The sequence below is a fragment of the Gaiella sp. genome (assembly GCF_039915195.1).
Taxonomy (GTDB): Bacteria; Actinomycetota; Thermoleophilia; order Gaiellales; family Gaiellaceae; genus Gaiella.
Map to the genome: position 1 here is coordinate 1 of NZ_JBDSNT010000146.1, position 10,687 is coordinate 10,687.

Annotated in this window: 16 protein-coding genes; 5 read left to right on the top strand and 11 right to left on the bottom strand. The window is 66.0% G+C overall.

The features are described from left to right. Positions 1–53 precede the first annotated feature (53 nt). The 3 genes from ABIR74_RS13315 to ABIR74_RS13325 all read right to left on the bottom strand — a co-directional run bounded on the left by ABIR74_RS13315 (position 54) and on the right by ABIR74_RS13325 (position 2,965). Positions 54–977 carry a transporter substrate-binding domain-containing protein gene (locus ABIR74_RS13315; protein ID WP_348178927.1) on the bottom strand — a complete coding sequence of 308 codons (924 nt, stop codon included), beginning with the start codon at positions 975–977 and terminating at the stop codon, positions 54–56. Continuing rightward, positions 974–1,756, bottom strand: a complete 783-nt coding sequence (locus ABIR74_RS13320) for an amino acid ABC transporter ATP-binding protein (protein ID WP_348178929.1) — start codon at positions 1,754–1,756, stop codon at positions 974–976. The genes ABIR74_RS13315 and ABIR74_RS13320 overlap by 4 nt, the downstream gene beginning before the upstream one ends. A gap of 210 nt (positions 1,757–1,966) precedes the next feature. Then, a complete protein-coding gene (locus ABIR74_RS13325) occupies positions 1,967–2,965 on the bottom strand; it encodes a sugar phosphate isomerase/epimerase family protein (RefSeq protein ID WP_348178931.1) in 999 nt (332 codons plus the stop codon). Between the two features lie 196 nt (positions 2,966–3,161). On the opposite strand from ABIR74_RS13325, the gene ABIR74_RS13330 reads away from it, so the two are divergent. Further along, on the top strand, positions 3,162–3,353 hold the full coding sequence (locus ABIR74_RS13330; protein WP_348178933.1) for a hypothetical protein: 192 nt from the start codon (positions 3,162–3,164) through the stop codon (positions 3,351–3,353). Here ABIR74_RS13330 and ABIR74_RS13335 read toward each other — a convergent pair. Together ABIR74_RS13335 and ABIR74_RS13340 are read right to left on the bottom strand one after the other, a co-directional pair. Continuing rightward, positions 3,350–4,219 carry a proline dehydrogenase family protein gene (locus ABIR74_RS13335; RefSeq protein WP_348178935.1) on the bottom strand — a complete coding sequence of 290 codons (870 nt, stop codon included), beginning with the start codon at positions 4,217–4,219 and terminating at the stop codon, positions 3,350–3,352. The genes ABIR74_RS13330 and ABIR74_RS13335 overlap by 4 nt on opposite strands. 110 nt (positions 4,220–4,329) lie before the next feature. Then, positions 4,330–5,538, bottom strand: coding sequence for a low temperature requirement protein A (locus tag ABIR74_RS13340; RefSeq protein WP_348178937.1), 1,209 nt, complete (start codon positions 5,536–5,538; stop codon positions 4,330–4,332). 47 nt (positions 5,539–5,585) lie between these two features. Here ABIR74_RS13340 and ABIR74_RS13345 point away from each other — a divergent pair, with 47 nt between their 5' ends. Continuing rightward, complete coding sequence (locus ABIR74_RS13345) at positions 5,586–5,831, top strand: hypothetical protein (protein WP_348178939.1); 246 nt, start codon at positions 5,586–5,588, stop codon at positions 5,829–5,831. Here ABIR74_RS13345 and ABIR74_RS13350 read toward each other — a convergent pair. From ABIR74_RS13350 to ABIR74_RS13365, 4 genes are all read right to left on the bottom strand, one after another. Next, complete coding sequence (locus ABIR74_RS13350) at positions 5,828–6,112, bottom strand: hypothetical protein (RefSeq protein WP_348178941.1); 285 nt, start codon at positions 6,110–6,112, stop codon at positions 5,828–5,830. The genes ABIR74_RS13345 and ABIR74_RS13350 overlap by 4 nt on opposite strands. Before the next feature lie 18 nt (positions 6,113–6,130). Next, positions 6,131–6,352: a translation initiation factor IF-1 gene (gene infA, locus ABIR74_RS13355; RefSeq protein WP_348178957.1), complete on the bottom strand. Its 222-nt coding sequence runs from the start codon at positions 6,350–6,352 to the stop codon at positions 6,131–6,133. Between the two features lie 150 nt (positions 6,353–6,502). Then, entirely contained in the window at positions 6,503–6,709 is a 207-nt protein-coding gene (locus ABIR74_RS13360; RefSeq protein ID WP_348178943.1) for a cold shock domain-containing protein, read from the bottom strand. 340 nt (positions 6,710–7,049) lie between these two features. Beyond that, positions 7,050–7,949: a 3'-5' exonuclease gene (locus ABIR74_RS13365; protein ID WP_348178945.1), complete on the bottom strand. Its 900-nt coding sequence runs from the start codon at positions 7,947–7,949 to the stop codon at positions 7,050–7,052. Between the two features lie 137 nt (positions 7,950–8,086). Between ABIR74_RS13365 and ABIR74_RS13370 the strand changes: the two genes are divergently transcribed. Continuing rightward, positions 8,087–8,719 (top strand): sigma-70 family RNA polymerase sigma factor, encoded by a 633-nt coding sequence (locus tag ABIR74_RS13370; RefSeq protein WP_348178947.1) that lies wholly within the window; start codon positions 8,087–8,089, stop codon positions 8,717–8,719. Positions 8,720–8,891: 172 nt separating this feature from the next. Continuing rightward, the gene (locus ABIR74_RS13375; protein WP_348178949.1) at positions 8,892–9,029 is read left to right on the top strand and encodes a hypothetical protein; all 138 of its coding nucleotides are present in this window, start codon (positions 8,892–8,894) and stop codon (positions 9,027–9,029) included. On the opposite strand, the gene ABIR74_RS13380 is transcribed toward ABIR74_RS13375, so the two are convergent. Both ABIR74_RS13380 and ABIR74_RS13385 read right to left on the bottom strand, forming a co-directional pair. After that, on the bottom strand, positions 8,986–9,513 hold the full coding sequence (locus ABIR74_RS13380; RefSeq protein ID WP_348178951.1) for a hypothetical protein: 528 nt from the start codon (positions 9,511–9,513) through the stop codon (positions 8,986–8,988). The genes ABIR74_RS13375 and ABIR74_RS13380 overlap by 44 nt on opposite strands. A 17-nt stretch (positions 9,514–9,530) precedes the next feature. Then, positions 9,531–10,238 (bottom strand): hypothetical protein, encoded by a 708-nt coding sequence (locus ABIR74_RS13385; protein WP_348178953.1) that lies wholly within the window; start codon positions 10,236–10,238, stop codon positions 9,531–9,533. A gap of 175 nt (positions 10,239–10,413) precedes the next feature. Here ABIR74_RS13385 and ABIR74_RS13390 point away from each other — a divergent pair. After that, the coding region (locus ABIR74_RS13390) for a glutathione S-transferase N-terminal domain-containing protein (RefSeq protein WP_348178955.1) at positions 10,414–10,687 on the top strand (274 nt) is incomplete at its 3' end.

The window sequence follows — 10,687 nt, forward strand, 5'->3', positions numbered from 1 at the left end:
GGTGGCCGCGCGTGCGGCCACCCCCCGACCCGCGCTCCGAGACTTGGTTTGGATTACGTGCAGCTTGCCGTCGGGTCCTTGCCGACCGGGTACGCGAAGGCGTTCCCCGGACGCGGGACGTTGTCGAGGAAGCCCGGGACGAATCTCGCCGGTGCATTGCGCCTCAGAATCGCAGCAAACTCGTCCTTCGCACGCATCCGCCGGATTGCCGCATTGACCCACCTGGCCGTCTCCGTGTCACCCTTGCGGATCCCGATCCCCCAGGGAACGGCGAGGAACTTGTCGCTCGTCAGCTTGAGGCTGTTGTCCAGAGTAGCAACCCCGAGCACGAATGCGTCGTCGAACATGAACGCCTCCGCTTGGCCATTCTTGACCGCGAGCACCGCTGCGGCCGTACCGTCGACCTCCAGGATCTTCGTCGACTTGAAGCAATTGCGCATCCAGGTTGCGTAGAGCGCTCCACGCGTCGTCACAACCGTCTTTCCTGCGAGGTCGGCTGTGGAGGTCACTGACGACTCGTTCTTGACGAGCAGCCGCCCGGTTGCCGCATAGTACGGGATCGAGAAGTCGATCTGCTGGGCCCGGGCCGCAGTCCAGGTGAGCGTCGAGATAATGACGTCGACCCGCTTGGACTCGAGCGTCGGGATCCGACTCGGCGTCGTCACGCAGGTGAGGCTGACGCGGTTCGGTCTACCAAACCCGAGTGTCGCAAACCGGCGCGCCACTTCGACGTCATAGCCGCCGTTCTTTCCCTGGACGTCGATGAACCCGAACGGTGGGAAGTCGCACTTGACGCCTATCAGCCAGCGCTTGCGCGACCGCACCTCGCTCGGCAACGCCGGCAGCTTCGGAATCGTAGCTTTCGCCGCCGCCGGCGATGCCGCACTCTCCGCCGCCGTCGACTGCGCAAGTCCCCATGTGGCCAGTACCGCCGAAACGAGCGCCACCCCGATAGTTGCCAGGATGATCCGTTTCATTCTGTCACTCCTTCCTCGTCGATCGACAACTCCTCGAGGGAGTCCGCCAACTGGAGCGTCCGGCGGAGGAACCGCCGCGTCCGCTCGTCATTCGGATCGTCGAGCACGTCGGCAGGCTTGCCCTGCTCGACTATCTGCCCGCCGTCCATGAACACCAATCTGTCACCCACTTCTCGGGCGAACTGCATCTCATGGGTGACCACGAGCATCGTCATTCCGTCGCGCGCCAGATCACGCATGACAACGAGCACCTCGCCGACGAGCTCCGGGTCGAGGGCAGACGTCACCTCGTCGAACAGCATCACATGCGGCGCCATCATCAGCGCGCGCGCAATCGCAACGCGTTGCTGCTGCCCACCGGAGAGCTGATGCGGATGCTGGTGTGCCTTCTCTTCCAGTCCGACGCGCGTCAGCAGTTCGCGCGCGCGCAGCTCGGCCTCCTTGCGATCGACCCTCTTAATCCTGCGTGCTGCGAGCGTAAGGTTGTCCAGCACGTCAAGATGCGGAAAGAGATTGAACTGCTGGAACACCATGCCGACCTGCTGTCTGACGAGAGAGACATCGACGCCATTCGCAGTGATCTCTACCCCTTCGAGGTAGATTCGACCCGAGTCGAGAGGCTCGAGGAGGTTCGTGCAGCGCAGGAGCGTGCTCTTGCCGCTGCCGCTGCGGCCAATGATCACGAGGACTTCGCCCGCGGACACGGTGAGGTCGATGCCGCTCAGAACGATGTTGTCGCCAAAGCTCTTGTGCACGCCTTCGAGGCGGATCTTGGGCACGGAACCGTTCGACGAGGTCTCCACCGCGTGCGGCTCCACCGAGCTCGACTGAGGTTCCACCACGACGAGCATTGATGACGGACGTGCGGGAGTCAAGCGCGGCAGGACAACAGTCAGCCGCGCGGTCTCTCCCGCGGCCCAGCGCTCGCGTTCCCGAAAGACGCTCGACCGCCGAACTCGACGCTGCGCCCGGGGAGAAACGGGTTATGACTACTCCCGCTGCATCGCCGCGTCGAACGCGATCGCCGAGGGCGCAAAGTCGGTGCGCCGGACAAACGCGAGCGCGTCCTTTGCCCCCCACTCCCGATCCATCCCCGAGTCCTCCCACTCGATCGAGAGCGGTCCCGAGTAGCCGATCCTGTTGAGCGCGCGGAAGAACGCCTCGAAGTCGACGTCACCGTGGCCAGGCGAGACGAAGTCCCAGCCGCGCTGCGGCTCGCCGAAGTTGAGGTGGCCGCCAAGAATCGAGCTGCGTCCGTCGAGGAAGCGGCGCGAGTCCTTCACGTGCACGTGGTAGATGCGATCGGCGAACTCGATCGCGAACGCCGCCGTGTCGAGGAACTGATGGGCGAAGTGGCTCGGGTCGAGGTTGATCCCGAAGCCCGGTCGGTTCCCGATCGCGTCGAGCGCCTTGCGCGTCGTGACGAAGTCGTAGGCGATCTCGGTCGGATGCACCTCGAGCGCGAACCGCACTCCCTCCGAGTCGAAGACGTCGATGATCGGCCCCCAGCGCTCGGCGAACTCCTGGTAACCGCGCTCGACGCTGTCGAAGTCGTTCGGCGGGAACGAGTAGAGCATGTGCCAGACGGGTGAGCCGGTGAAGCCGTTGACGACCGGGACACCGAACGCCGCGGCTGCCCGAGCCGTGTCCTTCATCCGTTCCGCGGCCCGCTGCCGGACGCCTTCCGGGTCTCCGTCGCCCCACACCTCGGGCGGGAGGATCCCCTTGTGTCTCGCGTCGATCGGATCGGCGACAGCCTGGCCGACGAGGTGGGCGCCGATCGCCCAGCAGCCGAGGCCATGGCTCTCGAGCAAGGCCCGGCGCTCCTTGACGTAGCCCGGATCCGCGACTGCCCTTTCAACGTCGAAGTGGTCGCCCCAGCATGCGAGCTCGACGCCGTCGAAGCCCCAGGCGCCGAGGTCCGCCGCGAGATCGACGAGTGGCAGGTCGGCCCACTGGCCGGTGAAGAGGGTGACAGGTCGGGCCATTTCAGCTCCTTGGGAGGGGTTCGATGCCTGGATGCTTGCACAGGCGCGCCCGGCGGAGGAGCGGGAACCAGCCGTCCGATAGGCTCCGAAGGCCTCTTCGCCCACTATCGAAAGGCACGCGACGAGAACGAGCGACAGCAACCGCAGAAGCGCCGTCGTCTTCGGAGCCCGCAAATTCGGCTAGAGGATCATCGACTTGCTCTGCGCGGAGGGCTGGGCCGTGGCAGGAGTCGCGCGGCCAGACTCGACGCTGGCCGGAGGCACCGAGGCGGGTGCGCTCGCCCTCCGTGCCGACGTGACCGAGCAGGCGAGCGTGCGAGCGGCGCTGACCGAAGCGGCCGAAGCGCACGGCCGCGTCGATCTGGTCGTCAACGCGGCTTCGGCCTAGCGCCGAATCACGTTCTTTGCGATGAAGAGCATGTTCGCGGGCCTCTCGGCCAGGCGACGCATCAAGTAGCGGTACCAATCCGGGCCGTACGGGGTCGCCACGAGCACGTCGTAGCCCTTCGCGACGAGATCGAGCTGCAGCTTGCCGCGGACGCCATAGAGCATCTGAAACTGGAACCGGTCGCGCCCGACGCCGTTTGCCTTCTCGTACGCGATCGCCTGCGCGATGAGCGCCGGATCGTGCGTCGCAATAGCCGTGAAACCACCGGCGGACAAGGACCGCTCGACGAGACTCCTGTACGCCGCATCGACATCCTTCTTCTCGGGATACGCAAGGTTGGGGGGTTCGAGGTACGCGCCCTTGACGAAGCGCAGGTTCGGCGAGAGATCGAGCAGCGCCTCGAGATCGCCGGGCGTACGGTAGAGGTACGACTGCAGAACCGTGCCGACGTTCTCGTGACCCTCCTCACGGAGACCTCGGTAGATCCTGAGTGTTGCATCGACGAACGCCGACTCCTCCATGTCGAGCCGGACGAAGTTTCCGAGTCGCCCCGCATGTGAGACGAGCTCGGCGATGTTCGCGCGGGCGAGCTGCTCGTCGAACCCGAGCCCGAGATGGGTGAGCTTGAGCGCGACGTTGACCCGGATGTCCTCGGCCGCGATGCGATCGAGGATCTCCTTGTAGCTGTCGACCACGGCCCGCGTCTCGGCCTCGTCGTTTACTCCCTCGCCGAGGAGCGTCGTGTTGGCGCGAAGCCCCTTCTCGTTGAGACCGCGGAGGACGACGATGGCCTGGTCGAGCGTCTCGCCCGCGACGAAACGAGCGGCGCCGAGACGCATGCCGTGGCGTCGTACACCGCGCTGCATCCGCGGACTCTCCGCGGCGGCGAGAATCGCCTTTCTCAGCATCGTGACTGACGTCGGGAACCGCTCGTGCACAGCATCGGCGCAACTCTACGCCGAAAAAGAAGGACCTCTCACGTTGAAGCGTCCGCCTCCAGCCGCTCGAGCGTCGACGGCTCCCCCCGATTCACCCTCCTTCGACCCGCGATGAGCTCCGACGCAATCACGGCCGCGAGAACGGCGACGAGCAGGGAGGCGACGACGAGGGCCGATGCGTTCAGGCCCACGAGCCCGACGAGAACACAGGCAATCGCTCCTGCCAACCTCCACCAGCCGACCGTACCGGCCATGCACAGCCGGAAGAGCACGTGCCCAAGGAGATAGATGGCAGGCCCCGCGACAAGCGCGACGAGCTCTGGGGTCGGAAGCGTGTCGCGTGGATGGGCGATCACGAGCTCGTCGCCGACTGCGGAAACGATGATGCCCGCGACGATGACGACGTGAAGATACGTGTACCCGTCCCGCGCGAGCCGGGTGCTTTCCTGCGCTGACGCGAGCTGGCGTTGCGAGATCGTGGCGACGAGGTGAAAGTACAGCCACCAGAACGCAGCCGTTGAGAGGAACGCAAGCCCGAACGCCGCAAAGCGCGCGGCGTCGAGCGGGAGCTCCGAGGTCGTTGCGCCCGTGACGACGATCGACTCGCCGAGGGCGATGATGATGAAGAGCTGGAACCGCTCGGCGAAGTGCGACGTCTCGACGTCCCAGGAGCTGGGGCTGAGTCGGCGACGTCCCGGAACCCTGTAGAAGACGAGGGGCGCAGAGTAGTCGATCGCGATCGCGATGAGCCAGAGGGTGATCAGCGCGGAACCGGACGCGAAGCCGCCGGCGAGCCAGAAGACTCCGGAGGCCATGAACCACGTGAGGATGTGCGTGGCGGGAGCTCGCTCCGGCGAGCCGCGCCCGGCCACGACGAACGCGAGGAAGGCAGTCCTCCCGACCTGGATTGCGACGTACGCTCCGGCGAAGAGCAGGGCGCGAGTTCCGAACGCGTCGGGGATCGCCACGGCGATGACGAGGCTCCCGAACATCAGCGCGAGCACGAGCAGCCGCACGACGATCGCGTCGGGATCGAGCATGTTCGTTACCCACGTGGTGTAGGTCCACGCCCACCAGATCACGAGCAGGACGAGGAGTGACCGCCCGGCCCCACCCCAGGTCAGGTGGCCGAGAAGCAGGTGCGAGAGCTGCGTCACAGCGAGGACGAAGACGAGGTCGTAGAACAGCTCGAGATGCGAAGCGTGTGCTTCCTCGTCAGGCGAGCTGTTGCGGAGGTATCGGCTCATGAATGCCCGAAAGCTAGCGGCCGGGGTCGGAGCGCTACGCCTGGCCGGTGAGCAAGCTGCCTCTGGACATTGCGATGGAAATGGAGATGCTGTGTCCTATGGGGGAGGACGTCGCGGCTCGGGGGCCGCACGAGGAGCTCGCTGCGGACCCGCGGGAGAGCGTGTTCGAGCTGCCGCCGCTCGAGCGGATGCCGTTCGCAGACAGCGTCGAGAAGAGGCTCGCCGTGCGCAGGGTGATAGAGCAGGCAGAGCGCGAGCGAGCAGCCGCGGCAGCTCGCGAGGCGCGCGGCTAGACGGTCTCGCGTGCGATCTGCGCGCGGAATTCGCGTCGCAACGCGTCGACAGTGCCAGCTGCGAGCGTGCGGTCGGTCAGCTCTTCCTGTTCGGCGCGATCGAACAGATTGAGGAATGCGACGACCATCGGCTCGGGACGCGTCGGACGGCTGCCCGGCCTCCATGCGCAGCGCTGCTCGAGCTGCAACAGGTCGGTGCGCTCGTACTCGCGGAGCGTCGGCTCGTGCTGCGAGAGCAGCCCGGCAAGCTCCATCCGGAGGTCTGCGGCTCGATCGGCCATCCGGCCTACTCCCCGCTGCTAGCGGAGCCGGTAGACGATGCGGCCGCGGTCGAGATCGTACGGTGAAAGCTCGACCCGAACGCGATCACCGGGGAGCATGCGAATCCTGTACCGCTTCATGCGGCCAGCGGTGTAGCCGATCATCTCGTGCCCGTTGTCGAGCTTGAGCCGGAACATCCGGTTGCGGAGGGCCTCGGTGATCTCGCCCTCCATCTCGATCTTCTCTTCCTTGACGGCGATAGCGCAGCTCCTTTCCTCGAATCAGCGGGGCGGAAGCGGCGCCCGCGGCCACCGAAGCGACCGCGGGCACTGCTACCTGCGTCGTTCCGCCGCCGCCGTGTGACGGGAAATCATGTCACACGGCTTTGGCGGGCCGACTATGCAACCGAACTACGAGACGACGACGACGTTCGTTGCCTCCGGGCCCTTCGCGCCCTCGCGGGCCTCGAATGTGACCTTTGCGCCCTCGGGGAGCGACTTGAAGCCGTCACCGGCGATGTTGCTGTGATGCACGAAGAGATCCTTCGATCCCTCGGCGGGCTCGATAAAACCGAAACCCTTCGCATCGTTGAACCACTTAACGGTTCCTTCTGCCATGAAATACACCTCCCACCACAACTCACGAACGCATAGGGAAGGCGCACTTCGCGCAAACCTGAATCGCTCTATCTGTGATGAACGGTAGCAGGAACTGTGAGCCTGGTTCGGAAGCGTTCCCGCAAGATCGCCGGCGGCCGGGGCGAGCGTGTCGACCGAACCTTCCCCGCTTGTGCTCCTCCTCGTCCCACCCCGGGCCGACCCGCCCCCCTAGCCTGCTTCGAAGAGGGCCACGTGGCCCGGAACCTGACGATCTCCGTCGTGGACGTTCAGGCCGGTCTCCGGGTCGACGCCCTGCACGGCCCGGGGGAGCCGATGCACGTCCGCGAACGGCGCCGCGTCACCCGGAGGCAGCAAGTCCGAGGGCAGCCTGCTGCTCGATCAGCTCCTCGAGCGCGTCGTACACGTCTTGTACCTGGGCGCGCGTGAGCGAGTCGACGTCGGTCGTACCCGCCACGCGCTCGGCGAGGGCGACCACCCCATTTCGGTCGACGCTGCCGTCCGCCAGTCGCAGCCCGGCGGACCGCGCCATGCCGAAGAGCCGGCGGATCTGCGGTTCCGAAGCAGGGCGCGTGTCGCCCCGCGAGCGAAGCCGCATGTAGGCAGAGGTGTCGAGTTCGATCGTCTCCGGCGCAATGTCCTCTGCGAGCACGACACGCAACAGCTCAGCGGTCGCGAGGACGTCGCTCAGCGCCTCGTGGGCGCCTTCGAGAGTGATGTCGCGTCGCTCGCAGATCGATTGCAGGCGATGGTTGTCGGCAAGCGGCTCGAGCAGCCGGAACGCCTCGAGCGTGCAGGCCGTCGCGTCAGGGGCGTACTCGATTCCGGCTCGCTCGAACGCGCGCTGGAGCAGCGGCAGGTCGAAACCGACGTTGTGGGCGACAAAGACGGAGTCGCCGAGGCGCGCCCGAAGCTCGGACGCGATGTCGGAGAAGAAGGGCGCGTCTGCGACGTCGGCGGCAGAGATCCCGTGCACTGCTGTGGCCTCTGCCGGAATCTCCCTCGTCGGCCTGACGAGTCTCGTGGTCCGCTCCGTCTCGCCGCCGTCTCGGTCGAGCTGAATCAGAGCGAGCGAGACGATCTCGTCGTGTGTCGTATCGGTTCCGGTCGTCTCGCAGTCGAACACGGCGTAGCCCGTGGGAATAGGCGCCCCACCGCGGTCCAGGGCGACCCCGGGACGATCAGCCGATGGCTCAACTGGAGGCGACGCGAAGAGATCGAGGACGAGTTGTACGGGCATCTCTCGAGGATGTCTTCCGGATCGGACGTCACCCTTATGGCGAGTGATCGCATTCCCCCTTGACGTACGATCGTGCGGCCGTCACGGTTGGCCGATGACAGAGGAGACGGACCCCCCGGCGGCGAACCCTCGAGGCGGTGACGGCAACTGACATGGACGTCCTGAAGCAGACCGGCTCGGCCCTCACGCAGCCGGACGTGGCCGTGCTGCGTCGTGCAAAGCGTGGTGATCAGCGCGCGTTCGCCGTCATCGTCCACGCGTACGAACGGCTCGTGTTCACGTATATCTACCGTCTCGTCGACGATCGACGACTTGCGGAGGATCTGACGCAGGACGTCTTTCTCAAGGTCTTCAAGGGCCTGCCCGGGTTTACGGGCGACTCGGCGTTCACGACATGGCTGTTCCAGATCGCGAAGAACGCCGTCATCGACGAGCTCCGCGCGATCGAGCGTCGACCGAACGCGCTCAACATCGACGACGTGGCGATGCCGATGCTCGTCGAGCCTCGGTTCGAGCAGGCGGAGCCGATCGAAGCCCTCTGGGCGGCCGTCGCACTTCTCAACCACGACCTGCGCACGGCGCTGTTGCTCCGGGACATCGTCGGCCTCTCCTACCACGAGATCGCGGATTCGCTCGAGATCACCCTTGCCACCGTGAAGTGGCGTATCCACAAGGCGCGTGAGAGTGTTCAGACGACCCTCGAGCACGAGGGGTTCGGCCGCGCGCGACAGGCTCTCCACGAGACCGACGCGGCTCCTGACGAATCCTGAGTGAGTCTCGCGCGGCGAGGCGGATCGTCGTGCGGGAGGCTCGCGATATCACCCGACCGCGCCTCCACGTGCCCCGTTTGCGGCACGTCGCCCCGTGGCGTGGTTGAGACGAGTCGCGGCTCGATCGGTTGGCGGGCGCCCGGCCCGAACTAGGGACCGATACGCTCCCGCCGTGAGCGACTGGAACACGAGCTACACGCGCAACATCTGGCGTCCCGACGAGCCTCGCCTCTTTGTTCGTCGCACCGACGGCATCGGCTGGTCGATCAACTTCGCCTACCTGTTCCGCCGAACCCGTCGCGCGTCGTAGCATCCTCAGCCGCCCTGAGCCAGCGACGCCGGATCAAGGCGGAAAACGGCCCGACGACGACCCAGTAGCGGTGAAACGCGCGCCGAGCGGCATCGTCGACGGCCAGGACGCGCGTCTCGGTGGACAGGATGCAGCCGCCGTCAACAGGCGTCGCTCGAATGTCGGTCGCGACACGAACCGTTCCCGAGCGCGGGTCGACAAACGGGCCAAGCCTTCCCGACGGCCGCCACGGTGTTCCGCAGGCGCCGAGCACAACCTCCGTGGTTGAGCTCGAAAGCGTGTCGAACCCCATCCGATCGAACAGCTCTTGGACGGATGTGCCCGGCGGCAACCCCCGAGCGCGAAACAGCGCGGCGACGAGTCGGCCAGGAGCAGCCGGAGCCGTCAGGGCGAGCTCGAGTGCTCGCTCCGCATCGCACGCAAGGCTGACCGAGTGTGTCTCGTTGACGTCGAACCGCGGCAGAAACGTGTCGAGCGCCTGCATCGACCGACCGTACCTGGTCAGCTGGGATGCGGAAGCGAGACTCTGCGAACGGAACCGCCCGAATCGAGCTGGATATCGCCGTCCACCACACCAGCAAGAACAACCTCCAAGGGATGCGCTTCTGCGGGCCGCCCCGTGGGGAGCCACGGACGTCCTGCCCGCGCAAGGATCAGCGTCCGTGCCTTCTCGCCGATGAACCCCAGCCGCCCCTCCTCGGTGACGGAGCCGCTCCAGACCGGGAGTGCGAACGTCTCAGCGAGCGCCTCGGCAAGGAGCGGCGGATCTCCGACGATGCCCACCTCCGAGAGCCCGAGCAACTCGTCCGGCTGAAAGCGCCCCGTGACGCCCGACTCTCCGATCCCCCGGTGAGCGATCAGCTCTCCGATGTTGTCGGCCGGATCGTGGAAGTAGAGCGCCTGCGCATCCCAGTGCTCGAAGTCGAAGACCTTCGCACCCGTGCGAACGTCGGGGAGGAGAGCAAGGCGTCCGACAGCCCAGCGATACGCCGCGTCGAAGCGGTCACCCGGAACAAGAAGTGCGTAGTGGTAGAACGGGCGACCGTGACCGGGACGGAACTCGAGGGTCGTCTCCCCCACCGCGACGGCAACATTGCCCGTTTCAGCCGGCACGGGCCTGAGTCCGAGTGTGCCCGAGTAGAACATGGCGAGCTCGGGAACGACCGCCGTTGCCGTCTCGAGGAGTACGTGATGAAACGAGATCGACATCGGGCTCGATTCAATCAGCTCGGTCGTCGAACTTCGAAGGAGGCGCGGCTAGCGGAATGCCTCACGACGATGCTGTTCCTGTCGAACGCTGTGCGACGCCCGGCTCGAGGAGGTCAGCGACGAGTGCAACTCGATGATTGATTCCGAAGATGGATCAATCATCTAGGATCGCGCGATGCGACTCCATCACCAGCCCCGTTCCCGTTCTACGCGCGTGCTCTGGATTCTCGAGGAGCTCGGCATTCCCTTCGACCTCACCATCATGTCGCGGGACACGAAGCAGACACCGGAGTACCGTGCCCTCCACCCGCTCGGGCGTGCGCCCGCGCTCGAGGAGGAAGGCGGTCCGGTCTTCGAGTCGGGGGCACTGATCCTCCACATCGCCGACCAGAACCTCGATGCCGGGCTGATCGCGCCTCTTGGCTCCCACGAGCGGGCGCTCCAGTATC

Excerpts from the sequence above, each read along its gene's own strand:
- ABIR74_RS13340 (WP_348178937.1), bottom strand. The coding sequence starts at position 5,538 with ATGAGCCGATACCTCCGCAACAGCTCGCCTGACGAGGAAGCACACGCT.
- ABIR74_RS13350 (WP_348178941.1), bottom strand. The coding sequence starts at position 6,112 with ATGGCCGATCGAGCCGCAGACCTCCGGATGGAGCTTGCCGGGCTGCTC.
- ABIR74_RS13360 (WP_348178943.1), bottom strand. The coding sequence starts at position 6,709 with ATGGCAGAAGGAACCGTTAAGTGGTTCAACGATGCGAAGGGTTTCGGT.
- ABIR74_RS13315 (WP_348178927.1), bottom strand. The coding sequence starts at position 977 with ATGAAACGGATCATCCTGGCAACTATCGGGGTGGCGCTCGTTTCGGCG.
- ABIR74_RS13325 (WP_348178931.1), bottom strand. The coding sequence starts at position 2,965 with ATGGCCCGACCTGTCACCCTCTTCACCGGCCAGTGGGCCGACCTGCCA.
- ABIR74_RS13335 (WP_348178935.1), bottom strand. The coding sequence starts at position 4,219 with ATGCAGCGCGGTGTACGACGCCACGGCATGCGTCTCGGCGCCGCTCGT.
- ABIR74_RS13385 (WP_348178953.1), bottom strand. The coding sequence starts at position 10,238 with ATGTCGATCTCGTTTCATCACGTACTCCTCGAGACGGCAACGGCGGTC.
- ABIR74_RS13365 (WP_348178945.1), bottom strand. The coding sequence starts at position 7,949 with ATGCCCGTACAACTCGTCCTCGATCTCTTCGCGTCGCCTCCAGTTGAG.
- ABIR74_RS13380 (WP_348178951.1), bottom strand. The coding sequence starts at position 9,513 with ATGCAGGCGCTCGACACGTTTCTGCCGCGGTTCGACGTCAACGAGACA.